12 protein-coding genes are annotated in these 18,187 nt (G+C 52.7%); 5 read left to right on the forward strand and 7 right to left on the reverse strand.

The genetic code is table 11. The features are described from left to right. Nucleotides 1–83 precede the first annotated feature (83 nt). Nucleotides 84–1,010 (forward strand): alpha/beta hydrolase, encoded by a 927-nt coding sequence (locus tag FDW94_RS17340; RefSeq protein WP_137377965.1) that lies wholly within the window; start codon nucleotides 84–86, stop codon nucleotides 1,008–1,010. 41 nt (nucleotides 1,011–1,051) lie between these two features. Here FDW94_RS17340 and aldA read toward each other — a convergent pair whose 3' ends face one another. From aldA to hrpA, 3 genes are all read right to left on the reverse strand, one after another. After that, nucleotides 1,052–2,491: an aldehyde dehydrogenase gene (aldA, locus tag FDW94_RS17345; protein WP_137377966.1), complete on the reverse strand. Its 1,440-nt coding sequence runs from the start codon at nucleotides 2,489–2,491 to the stop codon at nucleotides 1,052–1,054. A gap of 199 nt (nucleotides 2,492–2,690) precedes the next feature. Then, nucleotides 2,691–3,482, reverse strand: coding sequence for a YdcF family protein (locus FDW94_RS17350; RefSeq protein ID WP_008784874.1), 792 nt, complete (start codon nucleotides 3,480–3,482; stop codon nucleotides 2,691–2,693). Between the two features lie 85 nt (nucleotides 3,483–3,567). Beyond that, nucleotides 3,568–7,470, reverse strand: coding sequence for an ATP-dependent RNA helicase HrpA (gene hrpA, locus FDW94_RS17355; RefSeq protein ID WP_060682154.1), 3,903 nt, complete (start codon nucleotides 7,468–7,470; stop codon nucleotides 3,568–3,570). Nucleotides 7,471–7,671: 201 nt separating this feature from the next. Between hrpA and azoR the strand changes: the two genes are divergently transcribed. Then, nucleotides 7,672–8,277, forward strand: coding sequence for an FMN-dependent NADH-azoreductase (azoR, locus tag FDW94_RS17360; protein ID WP_079937336.1), 606 nt, complete (start codon nucleotides 7,672–7,674; stop codon nucleotides 8,275–8,277). Nucleotides 8,278–8,636: 359 nt separating this feature from the next. Here azoR and FDW94_RS17370 read toward each other — a convergent pair whose 3' ends face one another. From FDW94_RS17370 to FDW94_RS17380, 3 genes are read right to left on the reverse strand one after another with little or no spacing between them, the layout of a single operon-like run. Further along, complete coding sequence (locus FDW94_RS17370) at nucleotides 8,637–8,963, reverse strand: YdbL family protein (protein ID WP_111465513.1); 327 nt, start codon at nucleotides 8,961–8,963, stop codon at nucleotides 8,637–8,639. Between the two features lie 7 nt (nucleotides 8,964–8,970). Further along, nucleotides 8,971–9,162: a YnbE family lipoprotein gene (locus FDW94_RS17375; RefSeq protein ID WP_008784882.1), complete on the reverse strand. Its 192-nt coding sequence runs from the start codon at nucleotides 9,160–9,162 to the stop codon at nucleotides 8,971–8,973. Then, nucleotides 9,159–11,798, reverse strand: coding sequence for a YdbH family protein (locus tag FDW94_RS17380; protein WP_137377967.1), 2,640 nt, complete (start codon nucleotides 11,796–11,798; stop codon nucleotides 9,159–9,161). The genes FDW94_RS17375 and FDW94_RS17380 overlap by 4 nt, the downstream gene beginning before the upstream one ends. A 616-nt stretch (nucleotides 11,799–12,414) precedes the next feature. Here FDW94_RS17380 and FDW94_RS17390 point away from each other — a divergent pair. Together FDW94_RS17390 and hslJ are read left to right on the forward strand one after the other, a co-directional pair. Beyond that, on the forward strand, nucleotides 12,415–13,404 hold the full coding sequence (locus FDW94_RS17390; protein ID WP_003833196.1) for a 2-hydroxyacid dehydrogenase: 990 nt from the start codon (nucleotides 12,415–12,417) through the stop codon (nucleotides 13,402–13,404). 112 nt (nucleotides 13,405–13,516) lie between these two features. Continuing rightward, nucleotides 13,517–13,936 (forward strand): heat shock protein HslJ, encoded by a 420-nt coding sequence (hslJ, locus tag FDW94_RS17395; protein ID WP_057069038.1) that lies wholly within the window; start codon nucleotides 13,517–13,519, stop codon nucleotides 13,934–13,936. Nucleotides 13,937–13,949: 13 nt separating this feature from the next. On the opposite strand, the gene FDW94_RS17400 is transcribed toward hslJ, so the two are convergent. Beyond that, on the reverse strand, nucleotides 13,950–14,216 hold the full coding sequence (locus FDW94_RS17400; RefSeq protein WP_003833199.1) for a DUF333 domain-containing protein: 267 nt from the start codon (nucleotides 14,214–14,216) through the stop codon (nucleotides 13,950–13,952). A gap of 275 nt (nucleotides 14,217–14,491) precedes the next feature. Between FDW94_RS17400 and nifJ the strand changes: the two genes are divergently transcribed. Further along, nucleotides 14,492–18,016, forward strand: coding sequence for a pyruvate:ferredoxin (flavodoxin) oxidoreductase (gene nifJ / locus FDW94_RS17410; RefSeq protein WP_137377968.1), 3,525 nt, complete (start codon nucleotides 14,492–14,494; stop codon nucleotides 18,014–18,016). Nucleotides 18,017–18,187 lie beyond the last annotated feature (171 nt).

Here is an 18,187-nt window from a genome sequence, read left to right on the forward strand (position 1 = left end):
AATTCAATACGTTGTGAGTCTCTCCCCGTTTTCGATTCACTGACTGTGCTATAGCTAACCTTTGCCACTGAGGGAGCATAGTAATGGAAGCACTGAGTCGTGAAACGTTAGAAAACATGATGGAGCAAGCCGTTGCCCACGCAACCACCGCCTCATTCTGGCCGCAGAGTGAAGCCCCCGGAGCAAAAAACAGCGATGCGGTGTTTACGCCTGAACCCCGACATACAGGAACATCTCAGTATGATCGTGCGGTCACCGGTATTCGTGCCCCGGAAATTACCGTTTATGCCCCCGAAAAACCTAACGGCGTAGGGATCCTTGTTACACCGGGAGGTTCTTACCGTCGCGTGGTGATGGATAAAGAAGGCAGCGTACTGGCACCATTCTTTAACGCCCGCGGTTATACCCTGTTTGTGATGACCTACCGCATGCCGGGTGATGGCCATGAGGAAGGTGCAAACGCGCCGCTGGCCGATGCCCAGCGCGCCATGCGCTACATTCGCGCCAACGCCCATGAATGGAAAATTAACCCTGATCGTATCGGTGTGTTGGGCTTTTCTTCCGGTGGTCACGTGGCCGCCAGCCTGGGAACCCGGTTTGCCGAACCGGTTTATACACCGATTGATAGCATAGACGAGCAACCAACGCGTCCTGCGTTCATGGCGTTGGTCTACCCGGTGATTACTCTGCGCGAAGACATCGGTCACCCGGGCTCTCGTCTTGAGCTGGTTGGCGCTACGCCCGAAAAGGAAGATCTACGCCACTATTCTCTGGAAGAGCGAGTGGATAACACGACGCCGCCGACGTTCCTGCTACACGCCATCGACGATCCGGCGGTGAAAGTAGAAAATAGCCTGGTTTTCTTTAATGCGCTACGTGGGCTGGGTGTTCCGGTCGAAATGCATCTGTTTGAACGCGGTAAGCACGGGTTTGGTATTCGCGATGCGCAAGGGTTACCGCTGGCCATCTGGCCGGAAATGATGATGAACTGGATCGCCACCAAAGTGTGAGAATTGCGCCGGGTGGCGTACAGGTTCACCCGGCGAAAAACTTAAGACTGCAAATACACTACCTGTGTTTGCAGGTATTCATTCAGACCGTGTTTACCATCTGCCCCGCCAATCCCGGACTTGCGCCAGCCAGCGTGGAAGCCCTGCATCGCCTCGAAGTTTTCGCGATTAATATAGGTTTCGCCAAACTTCAGCCCCTTAATCGCCTTCATTGCCGTATTCAGATTCTGCGTATAGATCGATGAGGTCAGTCCGTAGTCGCTGTCATTGGCCATTGTCAGCGCCTGTTCCAGCGTATCAAATGCCACCACCGGCAGCACCGGACCAAACGTCTCCTCGTGCATAATCGCCATATCCTGGCGCACGTCTAACAGTAACGTCGGCGGATAGTAATAACCTTTACCAGCAACGGCTTTACCACCCAGCACCACACGGGCGCCTTCCTGCACCGCTCGCTCGACTTTTTGCTCTACACGCGCCAGCGCAGCGGCATTAATCAGCGGCCCCATCGCAATGTCATTGCGTTCGGCCGGATTGCCAAACTGCACGGCTTTCATCGCCTCACCCAGACGATTAACGAACTGGTCATAGATACCTTTCTGAACGTATACGCGCTCGGCACAGTTGCATACCTGTCCGGTATTGATCACCCGCGAGTCAACAATAGCCTTCACCGCCAGCTCAAGGTCAGCATCGTCCATCACGATAGCTGGAGCTTTACCACCCAACTCCAGACAAACTTTGGTGATGTTTTTGGCCGCTGCGGCCATAATTTTCTCACCCGCACCGACGCTACCGGTCATGCTCACCATGGCGACCTTCGGGTTTCCGGCCAGCTCCTGCCCGACCGTTTCACCGCGTCCCAGCACCAGGTTAAAGACCCCGCGCGGTAAACCAATGTCATCAACAATTTTGGCAAAGGCGATGGCGTTATTCGGTGTGAATTCACTCGGCTTAACGACGATGGTATTTCCCGTCAGCAAGGCGGGAGCCAGTTTGCGGGCAATCAGGAAAAACGGGAAGTTCCACGGCAGAATGCCCGTCGTCACGCCCAGTGCACGCTTAAACAGCAGGATATTCTCACCCGGACGATCGCTTTGCAGGATCTCGCCTTCATAGCGACGCGCCCACTCCGCCATGTAATCGATATAGTCGGCGGTAAACGCGACTTCAACGTCAGCCAGTTGTTGAATTTTTCCACCTTCCGCCACAATCAACGCGCTGATTTCATCGGCTCGCTGGCGGATACCTGCAGAAATTTTGCGTAACCAGTTTGCCCGTTCAATGGCAGGCAACGCTTCCCAATGCGGCTGAGCGCGATCCGCGGCATCGATCGCTTTACGCGCATCTTCGGCACGCCCATCGGGAATACGCGAGATAATCTCTTCCGTGGCCGGATTGACGACATCAATCCAGGCGTCATCGTGCCAGGTCACAAACTGCCCATCGATATACATAGGATGTTGTACGGGTACTGACATGCGGCTCTCCTGTGACTGATTTGTTTTTAACAAGTAAAACTATTGTTAATTAATATCAATCATGCATGACGCATTATCGCTGGAGTGGCGGTTCTGTGAACTGCTTCATAAAAGCGTCTGGAAAAGTAAGAATAAAGAGAAAAACCAGGTGGGATTTCTGCCCGTTTGCCGTAAAACGCCGACAAACGGGCAGCAAGAATTACAGAGAACGGCTCTCCAGTAAGTCGGTCAGCGCGGTATCATTTTTTAGCTGCAGCCAGGCTTGCTCGACGTCCTGGGGTATATCAACATGTACGATAAAATCGTGTCCACAGGGCCCGTAGCCGGTTGCATCATCACGCAGACGCGGAAGTTCACCGGTAATGAGAGAAAGATAGCGTTCTACCGGCCACAGACCTTCTGCGGCGGGCACAAAATCCACGCCGTTGTGCTGTTGGGCCAGTTCAGGGATGAAACCAGGGAAACTCAACCAGCGCGGCGCATGCGGCTCATCGCGGGTGACGCGCTGAAACGTGGCCATTGTGCGGCGTTGCATAGTGGGATCCTGCACCACAATGACGGTATGAATACTTTCTGCCGCCTGATTCAGTAATGCACAGCTAAACCGGGCATTCTCACCGCAGTTTGTCGACTGATCTTCCACCCAAATTTTCTCACCCGGAATTTGCCAGAACTGGTGAGCAATATCGGCAAGGATCGCCGCTTCCGCGCGTCCGGTAGTACGAATGATGCTATAACGCGGATGCTGGGCAATCGCATCATACAGAAAGCGCGTGGAATGACCGATACCACCGCTAATCAGCAAGGGAACCTGTTGCTCTTTCGCGATCCGACAGGCGGCGTCGATGGTAGGAATAACCGCGTTTCCTGCCAGAATCACGCAATCTGACTGAACGGTGATATTCCCCGTAAAATCATTCTGCGCCAGCCATCGCCCTACGGTATTGATAGCCGCAAGGGTGGTTGCGGAAAGTGTCGGAAACTGACTCATATTGATGACTCCTGGTGTTTATCTTTACCGGGTACAGATGCCGGATGGCGGCTACGCTTCATCCGGCCTACGGCCCTGTACCGATTTATCCCGAAATCTGCTCCATCGCCTGCAGAATACGTTTATCGGAGATCGGATACGGCGTACCAAGCTGCTGGGCAAAATAGCTGACGCGCAGCTCTTCTATCATCCAGCGGATCTCTTTGACATCGGCATCTTGACGGCGCGCGGGAGGCAGTTTATTGAACCACTGCTGCCAGGCCTGCTGCACACTGTCCACTTTCAGCATCTGTGCACGGTCACGGTGCGGGTCGATAGCCAGTTTTTCCAGACGTTTTTCAATAGCCTGCAAATAACGCAACGTATCGCCCAAGCGTTTGAAACCATTGCCGGTAACAAACCCGCGATACACCAGTCCGCCCATTTGCGATTTGATATCCGCAAGACCCAGCGCCATGGTCATATCCACGCGCCCTTTCAGACGTTTGTTGATATTAAACACTGCGGTCAGGATCTGTTCGACCTGCTTCGCAATCTCCACCACCGTATCGTTCAGTTCAGCCCGCACTTTCTCATGCAGCGCGGTAAAGCCTTCTTCAGTCCACACCGGGCCACCGTTGGCGTCAATTAACTGATCCACACCGCAGGAGATACAGTCGTCAATCAAATCCAGAACTTTACCGTATGGGTTAAAGTACAGCCCCAGCTTGGCTTTATTGGGCAGCTTCTCGTGCAAATATTTGATTGGCGAAGGAATATTCAGCAGCAACAGGCGGCGTAAACCGCACCACATCGCCTGCTGTTGTTCCAACGGATTATCAAACAGTTTGATGGCAACGCTGTCACGCTCATCGACCAGCGCCGGCCACGCTTTCACCTTATAGTTACCGCGTTTTTGTTCGTAACTTTCCGGAAGCTGACCGAAGCTCCAGATGTGCAACCCACTCTGTTCGATGCCGTCATCAGCCACCGCAGACAATGTTTCCTGAACTTTACCCTTCAGCGCATCCTTCAAATCTTGCAGCGAACGTCCTTCCTGTAGCTTCTTATTTTTATCATCCACCACCCGGAAGGTGATTTTTAGGTGATCGGGCACCTGATCCCAGTGCCAGTCTTCACGGTCAACGGTAACGCCGGTCATTCGGCGCAGTTCACGCTCCAGCGAGTCCAGCAGCGGCAGTTCCAGCGGTGTGACGCGGCCTAAAAACGCTTCCGCATAGTTCGGCGCGGGCACAAAGTTGCGTCGTACCGGTTTTGGCAACGACTTAATCAGGGCGATCACCAGTTCGCGGCGCAGCCCCGGGATTTGCCATTCAAAACCGCTCTCTTCGATCTGATTAAGCAGCGGGAGTGGAATATGTACGGTCACACCGTCCGCATCGGCTCCAGGTTCGAACTGGTAGCTCAGGCGCAGCTTAAGGTTACCCTGATGCCAGAAGTTCGGATAATCCAGCTTACTGATTTTCTCCGCGCCCTCTTTGATGAGCATGCTCTTTTCAAAGTTGAGCAGGTCCGGGGTCTCGCGGGAGACTTTCTTCCACCAGCTATCGAAGTGGCGGGCAGAAACCACATCATGGCTAATACGCTGGTCGTAAAACTCAAACAGCGTCTCATCATCGACCAGGATGTCGCGACGGCGCGATTTGTGCTCTAACTCTTCCACTTCAGCCCGTAACTTCAGATTGTCACGGAAAAACGCATGGCGCGTTTGCCAGTCGCCTTCCACCAGCGCATGACGAATGAACAGTTCACGCGACAACGCGGGATCGATCTGGCTGTAATTTACCTTACGGGCCGCAACAATCGGTAAGCCGTAGACAGTGACTTTTTCTGTCGCCATCACAGCACCCTGCGCGCGTTCCCAGTGCGGTTCACTGTATGAACGTTTGATCAGATGCTGGGCTACCGGCTCCACCCATTCGGGATCGATACGCGCGGCAATGCGTCCCCACAGTCGGCTGGTTTCCACCAGCTCCGCGACCATCGTCCACTTCGGCGGTTTTTTGAATAAACCTGAACCCGGGAAGATCGAGAAGCGAGCGTTACGCGCCCCGGTAAACTCCTGCTTATCGGTATCTTTCATCCCGATGTGCGACAGTAAACCGGTCAGCAACGCGACGTGGATCTCCCGATATTCAGCAGGTTCGCTGTTGACCGGAATACCCAGCTCTTTCACCACCTGGCGCAGTTGCGTGTAGATATCCTGCCACTCACGCACGCGCAGGTAGTTCAGAAAATCAAGTTTGCACTGGCGACGGAACTGGTTTGACGACAGCGCTTTTTGCTGCTCGCCGAGATAGTTCCACAGGTTCACAAATGCAAGAAAATCAGACTCTTTGTCATGGAAGCGGCGGTGCTTCTCGTCGGAAGCTTGCTGCTTGTCCATCGGGCGCTCGCGCGGATCCTGAATGGACAGCGCTGAGGTGATGATCATCGCTTCGCGCACACAACCATGTTTTTGTGCTTCCAGCACCATTCGCGCCAGCCGTGGGTCTACCGGAAGTTGCGACAGCTGACGGCCCAACGGCGTTAACTTGTATGCAGTTGCCTGTTCGTCGGTGGTTATCGCCCCCAACTCTTCGAGCAGGCGTACACCGTCCTGAATATTGCGCTTATCCGGCGCTTCAACAAACGGGAACGCCGCGATATCGCCCAGCCCCAACGCGGTCATCTGCAAAATAACGGATGCCAGGTTGGTACGCAGGATCTCCGGGTCGGTAAACTCCGGGCGCGACAGGAAATCGTCTTCGGAATACAGACGAATACAGATCCCTTCCGAAACACGACCGCAGCGACCTTTACGCTGGTTAGCAGAAGCCTGCGACACCGGTTCAATCGGCAAGCGCTGAACTTTGGTGCGGTAACTGTAACGGCTGATACGCGCGGTGCCCGGGTCAATTACGTATTTGATTCCCGGAACGGTCAGCGACGTTTCCGCCACGTTGGTCGCCAGCACGATGCGGCGACCGCTGTGCGACTGGAACACGCGGTTCTGTTCGCTGTTTGAAAGACGCGCATACAGCGGTAGCACTTCGGTATGTCGCAAATCCAGCTTATTCAGCGCATCGGCGGTATCGCGAATTTCACGTTCGCCGCTCATGAAGATCAGAATGTCGCCAGGCCCTTCACGCCCCAGTTCATCTACGGCATCAAAAATTGCCTGCAGCTGGTCACGCTCAGTGTCATCTGCATCTTCAACAATTGGACGATAGCGCACTTCCACCGGATACGTTCGGCCGGAGACTTCGATAATCGGCGCGTTATTGAAATGCTTTGAAAAACGTTCAGGATCGATGGTCGCCGAAGTGATGATAATTTTTAGATCCGGGCGACGCGGTAGAAGTTCTTTCAAATAGCCGAGCAGAAAATCGATATTCAGACTGCGTTCATGCGCTTCATCGATGATGATGGTGTCGTACTGCATTAGCAGCCGATCCTGTTGGATTTCTGCCAGCAGGATACCGTCCGTCATCAGCTTGACCATGGTGTTATCACTGACATGATCGCTGAAACGTACCTTATAACCGATACAGCCGCCCGGTTCGGTCTGCAGCTCTTCCGCAATACGGTTCGCCACGGTGCGCGCCGCCAGACGACGCGGCTGGGTATGGCCTATCAGCCCTTTTACCCCGCGCCCCAGTTCCATACATATTTTGGGTAACTGGGTGGTTTTCCCCGAACCGGTCTCACCGGCGACAATCACCACCTGATGGTCGCGAATAGCCTCCAGAATATCCTGTTTTTTCTGGCTGACGGGCAGGTTTTCCGGGTAGCTAATTTCCGGACGCGCCGCTTCACGCAGCACAACTTTACCGGCTGCCAGCTCAATCTCTTTCGCCATCTCCTGGTAAATGGCCTGTTGTGCATCAGGATTTTTAACCTTCTTCACACCGTGCAGGCGGCGGGCAAAACGCTGTCTGTCACGCAGCATCAGTGAGTCCAGCTGTTGCTGCAACATGTTGAAGGTTAATTTTTGTTGTTCTGTCATAGCGTTAAAAGGCAGTGCTCTGCCGGGTTAAATCTCTTTTAGATGATGGGTATAGAGTACCACATCGGCGCTTTTCATGTGTTGTTCAATAATTTCGAACATAGGATTCGATATATTGCGCTATCACTGCGACAGGATTGTGAATAAAGTGTCAACAAGCAACGGGGCACTACCCCTTCAAACACATAAAAGGAAACACCCATGAGCAAGGTATTAGTTCTTAAATCCAGTATTCTGGCAGGGTACTCTCAGTCTGGTCAGTTGTCTGATTATTTTGTTGAACAGTGGCGTGAAAAGCACTCTGCTGATGAAATCACTGTCCGTGACCTGGCTGCAAATCCTGTACCGGTACTGGATGGCGAACTGGTGGGTGCGATGCGCCCGAGCGATACACCGCTGACGCCGCGTCAGCAAGAAGCGCTGGCGCTGTCCGATGAGCTGATTGCTGAGCTGAAAGCGCATGATGTGATTGTTATCGCCGCGCCGATGTACAACTTCAACATCCCAACGCAGCTGAAAAACTACTTTGACCTGATTGCCCGTGCAGGTGTGACTTTCCGTTATACCGAGAAAGGCCCGGAAGGTCTGGTGACAGGTAAACGCGCGGTGGTGCTGACCAGCCGTGGTGGTATCCATAAAGACACACCAACCGACCTGATCACGCCGTACCTGAACGTATTCCTGGGCTTTATCGGCATCACCGACGTGAACGTCGTCTTTGCGGAAGGCATTGCGTACGGTCCGGAAGTGGCCACCAAAGCGCAGTCCGATGCGAAAGCCGCTATCGACAGCGTGGTAGCTGCCTGATAATTCCCCCTCTCACCATCCGGTGGGAGGGTTTCTCCGACACTTACTTCTTTCCCTGCATCTGTATCTGTTTGCCGTGAATGCGATTAATATCACGCCAGATGGTTGCATAATCCCTGCATTTCGCCAGATTCTCTTCCCAGCAATGAAGCAAAAATTGTTCAGGCTCCGCGACATCCCGGCTTAACAGCTTGAATACCCAACGATTCCAGACATACCACTTGAGAAGCCACATGATTTCATCCCACGACGCGACCGGTGTTGGACTATACCAGCATCCATTTTATGCCGTGTGGCAACTATTGCGATGTCGATGAATAATCCAGCGTCGTGTCCCTCTGGCTGTGTGAAAAAGCGATTTACTCTTTTCTCAACCACTTACCATTAATACCCTGCACATACTCTCCCGGTTTAGCACGAGCAACCAGCTTTTGCCCGGCCATTTTCGCCACTTCATCTGGCGGAATATTATTGCTCTCAGCCAGTTGCTGATAGCTGGCGTTGCGCGCTTTATTAATCTCACTCACCAGCGCCTGCGTTTCGGCATCGGTTTTCAATGCAACCAGATAGCCATTGAGCGTTTCCCCTACTCGCCCCTGAGTTCTGGCTTCATTCAGGGTCAATGCCCACGTATTGCTGCTGAGTAAACTCAGGACGACCAGCGCCACTGCAAACTGTTTTCTCATCATGACCTCAGAACAAATCGCTGCGCGATTTCAATAAACTTTCGACGTCTTTATCAACTTTGATATGGATCTCATGCTCAATTTTGACGTTCATATTAATGGTGATGGGCTCTTTTGGCGCAGCCACTTCGATTCTGGGAGTACATCCTACCAGCAGAGATGAAGTCAGCAGACCCAGCATGGCAGCTATCGTTTTCATTGTTGTTCCTCACATTCCTTGCCTTCCGGGCAATGGGTTTCCGGCAGCGCTGCATTTTGTTCAAGCCATGCCTGTAAATTGTCGCCAAAACGCAAACTGCGCCATAGCGTAAAGACGTTTTCCTCGTGGGTATAATTCAAATTAACCGTACCTACTTTGCCATCTACCCGACTATTGCCAGTCACGGTTGACTGCATGGTTAAGACACCGAGGTTATCCAGATTTATTTTCGTCCACGAATGGCTTATTTCCATATAACGCAGCCAGTTAATGGCCGCCCCCGCCGCCATGTTATCTTTGACGACCGCATCCGCTGTGTCCTTATCAATACGCAACGTCATCGGTCCTGGATTAGTCAACCAGCCGTCTTTTATGATCCATTTTTCGTTATCCAGCCATAATGGCAACGCGCCACTGACCGGGCCAGACATGGCGAACTGTTTGGGGTTAACCGCACTGATAAGCTCGCTGGAAGAGATATTCTGCACCCGCAATAAGGCCGGGTCGTGCTGCGGCATCCGCAGTTGCTGCATGATGATTTTGCCACCCAGCAGGTCGGCACTGACATCGCTCAACAGTAACGGGTTGTTTTCACTCCAGGGGTACGCCCCCTGCAAATCGGCGGCGATATTCTTCACCGTCACCTGATTCACCACTTCCGCAATACGCAGTGAAATAGGTCCACGCGTACCCAGTTGCCATGCGCCTTCACTGAACCGGAAAGGCAATACAAAATCGACACCGTTGATTTGGTTATCGGGCATCCAGGCGCTACCGCCTTTTAACACCCCATGACCGCCTGCTTCAAAGCCCTGCTCCGGGGCTGCCGAAAACGCGACCTGCGCATACAGATCACCTTCACGTAGCTTCATTTTCCAGTCAGGTGGAACCAGAGGTTGGAATACGGTGAGCGATTGTTTTGGCCACCATGCCTGTCCGCGCAGGCGGATACCGTCCCAACGACCATTCAGCTGTACGGGCCCAATCGCCCCTGCGTGAAGCTGGCCTTTGAACTGGAAAATTGTCGGATCGCTACCTTCCACGCTGAACTTCAGCGTCGATGGTGGTAACACGCTTCCCCCGGTGAAGGTGGTGTTCCCTGCGTCCAGCGACAGCGCGCCGCTAAATGTCGGTTTGGTTGCATCCCGCACCCAAACTATCGGTTCGTCCATCACCAGACGCGGATTTTCCACCTTCATCGTGCCGTATTGCAGATGATCAAATCCGGTAGAAAGATCAAATAGCTTCAGGGTGTTGTCATGCCATTCTCCCTTACCCGCTACGTCCCAACGGGCATGCATCGGCGTAAAGCTGCCTTCCCCCCAATATCGCCACTGCCAACGACCGGCATCAGGAAGAAAATCATTTGCCAGGCCATCCAGATGCAGTTCAAAGCCCCCCATCTGGTTTTCATGCGCACGTAAAATAGCCTGCAGACGCCCATCCACACCACGTTGCGTGACTTTTACGCCTGCCAGCGGCCAGCGAATCTCGTCAATATCCAGCGAATCAATCACCCTCCCACGTGAGCGCAGCAGCGCTCCTGGCTCAAAAGCCAATTGTGGATCGTTCAGACTTCCGCTAAGTCTGGCGGGCAATTTCGCGTAGAAGATCAGATCGCCCTGTTTCGCTTCACCGGTCAACTGTAGCGGCATCTCGCTACTATCCATGCCAAGCTTACCCGGCCCCAGCGTTAATACGGCATTTCCTTTACCGGCGTCGCCATGCGTCAGAACGTTCAGACGCCCGCTCACCACCGCGTTTTCCAGTCCGGCCTGCCAGTTTTCAACTTTTATGCCCAACCGCCCGCTTAACGGGAATCCCTGATAAGGCCAGTTCCAGCGTCCGTCGCTGATGGTCAGTTGCTGGCGTGTTATTTCCCACGGAAGGTCAAGCAGCGGGTCGGCATTATCACGCGCCATGACGATCAGTTGTCCGCTGTTTTCTTGCCACTCCAGTTCGGCATCCACAAGCGTGGGCTCTTGCGGCAGACTTAACGTCGCAACCGCATGACCGCTTACCGGTAGTCCATCGGGCACCAGTGGCATAGTAAATTCACCGACCAGTTTTACCGGCGGCTGGCCTTCAAATGCCGCAACATCCAGCTCCGTTACCGTGAGGTTTTGCCCGTGCAAACGCCCCTGAAATTTAACTTTTTCACCCTGGTAACGCAGCTGTTGAGTAGCGGGAGTGAGCGAGAGTGACAGTTTTCCCTGCCATTCCTGCCATGGAGAAAGAATAAGTTTGTCGATGTTAATCCAGGTATTGGGCAGCATTGACTGCCATTCAGCCAGCGTTTTAGGCGCTGCTGGCGACGGCTCTGCCTGCGGCAATTTGGCCAGGCAAGCTGAATCCAACTCAATGGTCCCGACATTCAGCGACCAGCGGCTGGGGTGAGACAGATCCGCCTGAGTGATGCGTGCTAGTGGGCAATCTTCAACCAGATAGCGGAGTTCAGGTATATGCAACCCATGCCGTGTCAGCCGCGGGCTCTCATCCAGCGCGATGCGTGTTCCAACGGGTAACCAGATACCCACCAACGTAGGCACCCACAGGCCAAGCGTCATCACTAGCGTCAGCGGCACGAGAATCAATAATAAGAGGAGTGCCAGAACGGCTTTATATTTACCCTTCATGGGTAGTTAATATCCTGATTTAGCAAAAATTTAAGCCGGTTTAGGCCTGTATTGTGGCATGTTTAACTGGATATGCCCACATTAAGGATAGATAACCGATTTCCAGGCACGCTGTTACACGTGCCGTCTGGGATATTAAGATTCAGACTCAATGAGGCCTCAGTTGTCCATCGCTATGTTTAGGTCCGATACGACCTGCTTCTATCAGAATTTCCTCAATGAGTTCTTCGAGGCACTCCCTACCATGATGATCGCAGACCAGATGTACCTGCCGGGAAATCTCATCAGGTTTCATACCATCGCATAATGCCGCCTTGAGCATTAGGGTGGCCCATCGTTTTGCTTCAGAGTGAGTCAGCATAACCCCTCCCGATAATTGCTACCTGTATAAGCGTAGCTGTCCGGATGTGATTCGGCTGGCTTTTTACCTGCCGCGATATTCGGGTGTTGAGTTGGATAGAAAAATATCCAGTTGTTGAAATTGTGTAACCTGCCCACACTAACAACAGATACGCTGAAATTATTCATTACGCCTATGACTATCAATAACTTTTTAGATTTTGTAAAATAATTTGAATTGGATTAATGTGACGTCAAAATCAATGGAGAAAGTCTTATGAAACTCGCCATCTATAGTACAAAACAGTACGACAAGAAGTATCTGCAGCAGGTTAACGAGGCTTTTGGTTTTGAACTTGAATTCTTTGACTTTCTGTTGACGGAAAAAACAGCGAAAACCGCCCATGGCTGTGAAGCTGTGTGCATTTTCGTCAACGACGATGGCAGCCGCCCCGTTCTGGAAGAACTGAAAAAGCATGGCGTGAAATACATTGCGCTGCGTTGTGCCGGGTTCAATAACGTCGATCTCGACGCAGCAAAAGAGCTGGGTCTGCAGGTGGTGCGTGTTCCAGCTTATTCACCAGAGGCCGTCGCTGAGCATGCGATTGGCATGATGATGACGCTGAATCGCCGAATTCACCGCGCCTACCAGCGTACCCGTGATGCCAATTTCTCTCTTGAGGGGCTGACCGGTTTTACTATGTATGGCAAAACCGCTGGGGTGATCGGTACCGGTAAAATCGGTATTGCTGCACTGCGGATCCTGAAAGGTTTTGGTATGCGTCTGCTGGCGTTCGATCCTTACCCGAGCGCTGCTGCGCTGGAGCTAGGCGTTGAATATGTCGATCTTAAAACGCTGTTTGCCGAGTCAGATGTCATCTCTCTGCACTGCCCGTTAACACCGGAGAATTATCATCTGCTCAATCACGAAGCCTTTGAACAGATGAAAAACGGCGTGATGGTCATTAACACCAGTCGTGGTGCATTGATCGACTCACAAGCCGCTATCGATGCGCTGAAAAACCAGAAAATTGGTTCTCTGGGTATGGACGTGTATGAGAACGAACGCGATCTGTTCTTTGAAGATAAATCCAATGACGTCATTCAGGATGATGTATTCCGTCGTCTGTCAGCCTGTCATAACGTGTTGTTCACCGGACATCAGGCATTCCTGACAGCTGAAGCGTTGACCAGTATTTCTGAGACTACGCTACAGAATCTGGCCCAAATCTCCAAAGGCGAGACCTGTCCAAACGCCCTCTTCTAATTCCTGTGCTCCCCTGGCGTCAGGGGAGCATTTTCAGACAATCACCGATGATAAAACAGTCAGTATCATTATTATATTGAATGTATTCCCGTCACAAACGTAGAGAAATTTAATGAAGAAAGTTGTCACGTTGATTGCGCTCAGCATGCTGATGGCTGGCTGTGTGAGCAATGGAAAAGTTTCCGTCAATCGCGAACAGTTGCAGCATCACCGCTTCGTTTTGCAAAGCGTGAATGGTAAAGCCGTCACCACCACCAACAACCCACCTGAGTTAAGTTTTGGCGAAAACATGACGGTATCAGGAAAGATGTGTAATCAATTCCGCGGTCAGGGCAAGCTGTCCGACGGTGAGTTGAAGGTAAAAGATATGGCGATGACGCGTATGATGTGCGCCGATCCACAGCTTAACGCGCTCGACGGGATCGTCAGCGAAATGTTTAAGCAAGGCGCACAGGTCGATCTGACTGCTGACCAGTTAACGCTGGCGACAGCAGAACAAACGCTGACGTATAAACTCGCGGATTTAATGTAGGAAACGTGGTGGCTTAATAGCTCCCACAACTTCCGGCGGCAAGCGACTGCTCACTACAGCGTTTGCCGTTGGGTAGCGCACACATCCCGATAGCAGAACCATCCAGTTGACGAGCAACAGAGAGCGAACCGCCAATCATGGCGCAATTAGCTTCTCCTGAACTGGACATTGCTGCCTTCATGCCCGGTGCGACATGCGCGGCGGTTGCCTGCTGAACAGGTTCGCTGCTACAAGCCGATAATAATAACGCGGCACATCCTACCCAAAACGCTGCGCGCATCTTACTCCCCTCTGAATATTAACCAAACGACACAGCCATAAATAATAGGCAGCGGAAACACCGCCGTCGAGAGGCAAAATACGCATTTATGCGTACTGTTTACATTTTCTGGCAATTTTTTGCCTGCTCCTTTGATCAAACCATTCATTCTGTTTATTCCAGGGACACAAAAGCGAAAATCTGTCTTTAGCGCTTTTGCTAAAATAGAAGGATAACAACCAGGACTCGCCGCTGTTACGCGTGTCCCTCTTTTTGCGCAATGTAAGGGTGTCAGTATGATCACAATTGACGGTAATGGTGCGGTTGCTTCAGTCGCATTTCGTACCAGCGAGGTTATCGCCATCTACCCGATTACGCCCAGTTCGACGATGGCTGAACAGGCAGATGCCTGGGCCGGGAACGGGCTTAAGAACGTGTGGGGGGATACCCCTCGCGTCGTAGAAATGCAGTCAGAAGGCGGCGCGATCGCAACCGTTCATGGCGCGTTGCAGACCGGTGCGCTCTCTACGTCGTTTACCTCATCGCAGGGCCTGTTGCTGATGATCCCAACGCTGTACAAACTGGCCGGTCAGTTGACCCCGTTTGTACTGCACGTTGCGGCTCGCACAATTGCTACTCACGCATTATCAATCTTTGGCGATCATTCCGACGTGATGGCGGTGCGCCAGACAGGATGTGCAATGCTGTGTGCCAGCAGCGTTCAGGAGGCACAGGACTTTGCGCTGATTTCGCAAATAGCCACCCTGAAAAGCCGGGTTCCGTTTATTCATTTCTTTGATGGTTTCCGTACATCCCATGAAATCAATAAAATTGTGCCACTGGCCGACGACACGATCCTCGGACTGATGCCGCAGGCGGAAATCGATGCTCATCGCGCTCGGGCGCTTAATCCTGAGCATCCGGTTATTCGCGGTACGTCTGCGAATCCGGACACCTATTTCCAGTCACGCGAGGCAACAAACCCGTGGTACAACGCGGTTTACGATCATGTAGAGCAGGCGATGAACGATTTCGCCGCAGCGACAGGTCGCCAGTACCAGCCATTTGAATATTACGGCCATCCTCAGGCTGAGCGCGTCATTATCTTAATGGGCTCGGCGATTGGAACCTGCGAAGAAGTCGTTGAAGAACTGCTGGCGCATGGCGAGAAAGTCGGCGTTCTGAAAGTGCGTCTGTTCCGTCCATTCTCTGCCAGACATTTACTGCGCGCGCTGCCGGAAACCGTACGCAGCATCGCCGTCCTGGATCGCACCAAAGAGCCTGGCGCACAGGCAGAACCGTTGTATCTGGACGTGATGACCGCGTTAGCAGAAGCCTTCAACTGTGGCGAGCGAGAAACGCTGCCGCGCGTGATTGGCGGACGTTATGGCCTTTCTTCCAAAGAGTTTGGTCCAGACTGCGTGATGGCGGTCTTTAATGAGCTGAGCAGCGCGAAGCCGAAACCTCGCTTTACGGTCGGTATCTATGATGATGTCACCAACTTGTCGCTACCGTTACCGGAAAACACCCTGCCCGGTACGGCTAAGCTCGAAGCGCTGTTTTACGGGCTGGGCAGCGACGGTAGCGTGTCAGCCACCAAAAACAATATCAAAATTATTGGTAACTCGACGCCATGGTATGCGCAGGGTTATTTCGTCTACGACTCGAAAAAAGCAGGCGGTCTGACGGTTTCCCACCTGCGCGTCAGCGAGCAGCCTATTCGATCAGCGTATCTGGTTTCACAAGCCGATTTTGTTGGCTGTCACCAGCTGCAATTTATCGATAAGTATCAGATGGCCGAGCGCCTGAAACCAGGCGGTATCTTCCTGCTTAATACGCCATACAGTGTGGATGAAGTCTGGGGTCGTCTGCCACAGGAAGTTCAGGCGGTACTGAATCAGAAGAAAGCCCGTTTCTACGTGATTAATGCGGCCAAAATCGCCCGCGAATGCGGTCTGGCAGCGCGTATTAACACCGTTATGCAAATGGCCTTCTTCCATTTGACGCAAATCTTACCCGGCGATAGCGCGTTGGCTGAATTGCAGGGGGCGATTGCGAAAAGTTACAGCAGTAAAGGACAGGACCTGGTTGAGCGTAACTGGCAGGCTCTGGCCCTGGCGCGCGAATCCGTCGCCGAAGTAGCACTCCAGCCGGTTGATCCGCACAGCGCAAACCGACCACCGGTGGTTTCTGATGCCGCACCTGATTTCGTGAAAACCGTCACCGCGGCAATGCTCGCCGGTCTGGGTGATGCCCTCCCCGTATCAGCGTTGCCGCCAGACGGCACCTGGCCAATGGGCACCACGCGTTGGGAAAAACGTAATATCGCCGAAGAGATCCCCATCTGGAAGGAAGAGCTGTGTACCCAGTGTAACCACTGCGTTGCCGCGTGCCCGCACTCGGCAATCCGCGCCAAAGTGGTTTCACCTGAAGCGATGGAAAACGCCCCTGCCAGTCTGCATTCTTTGGATGTGAAATCACGCGATATGCGCGGTCAGAAGTATGTCCTGCAGGTTGCACCAGAGGATTGCACTGGCTGTAATCTGTGTGTCGAAGTTTGCCCGGCAAAAGATCGCCAAAACCCGGAAATCAAGGCCATCAATATGATGTCGCGTCTTGAGCATGTTGAAGAAGAAAAAGTTAACTATGACTTCTTCCTCAATCTGCCGGAGATCGACCGCAGCAAGCTTGAACGCATTGATATCCGTACCTCGCAGTTAATCACTCCGCTGTTTGAATATTCCGGCGCCTGTTCTGGTTGTGGTGAAACGCCGTATATCAAACTGCTTACGCAGCTGTATGGCGACCGCATGCTGATCGCTAACGCGACCGGCTGTTCATCGATTTATGGCGGTAACCTCCCTTCAACGCCATATACGACCGATGCCAATGGTCGTGGACCTGCGTGGGCAAACTCTCTGTTCGAAGATAACGCCGAGTTTGGTCTGGGCTTCCGCCTGACGGTGGATCAACACCGTGTGCGCGTCATGCGTTTGCTGGAGCAGTTTGCGGATAATATTCCGTCTGAACTGAATGACGCCCTGCATGCTGAAGCGACGCCAGAAGTACGCCGTGAGCAAGTCGCAGCGCTGCGCCAGCATCTGAAAGATGTCGAAGGTGCACAGCAACTGTTAACCGATGCCGACGCGCTGGTCGAGAAGTCCATCTGGCTGATTGGCGGCGACGGCTGGGCTTACGATATTGGTTTTGGCGGACTGGATCACGTCCTGAGTCTGACCGAGAACGTCAATATTCTGGTGCTGGATACCCAGTGTTACTCCAACACGGGTGGACAAGCGTCGAAAGCCACGCCGCTTGGGGCGGTTACCAAGTTTGGTGAGCATGGCAAGCGCAAGGCTCGCAAAGATCTTGGCGTCAGCATGATGATGTACGGACATGTTTATGTCGCACAGATTTCTCTGGGCGCCCAGTTGAATCAGACGGTCAAAGCTATCCAGGAAGCTGAATCCTACCCCGGCCCGTCGCTGATTATCGCGTATAGCCCATGTGAGGAGCATGGCTATGACCTCGCGCTAAGCCACGATCAGATGCGTCAACTCACGGCTACCGGATTCTGGCCGCTGTACCGCTTTGACCCACGCCGAGCAGACGAAGGTAAGCTGCCGCTGGCGCTCGACTCGCGCCCACCGTCAGATGCGCTGGCCGAAACATTGCTTAACGAGCAGCGTTTCCGCCGCCTGAACGCCCAACAGCCAGAAGTTGCAGAACAGCTGTGGAAGGATGCGACGGCTGATTTGCAAAAACGCTACGACTTCCTGGCCCAACAGGCAGGCAAAGCGGAAAAGAGCGGTACCGAATAATACGTTTTTCTCAGTATTAGCCCGGAACCAAAAAAAAAGCCCGAACAGTTGTTCGGGCTTGTCAATTTATTCGCTGGCTAATTAATAAGTGACATCAATATACCAACAAAAAATAAAACGTGACAATAAAGGCATATAACACGCGCAGAATAGCCCAACAAAATTCAATTG

The sequence above is a fragment of the Citrobacter sp. wls757 genome (assembly GCF_005280935.1).
GTDB lineage: Bacteria > Pseudomonadota > Gammaproteobacteria > Enterobacterales > Enterobacteriaceae > Citrobacter > Citrobacter portucalensis.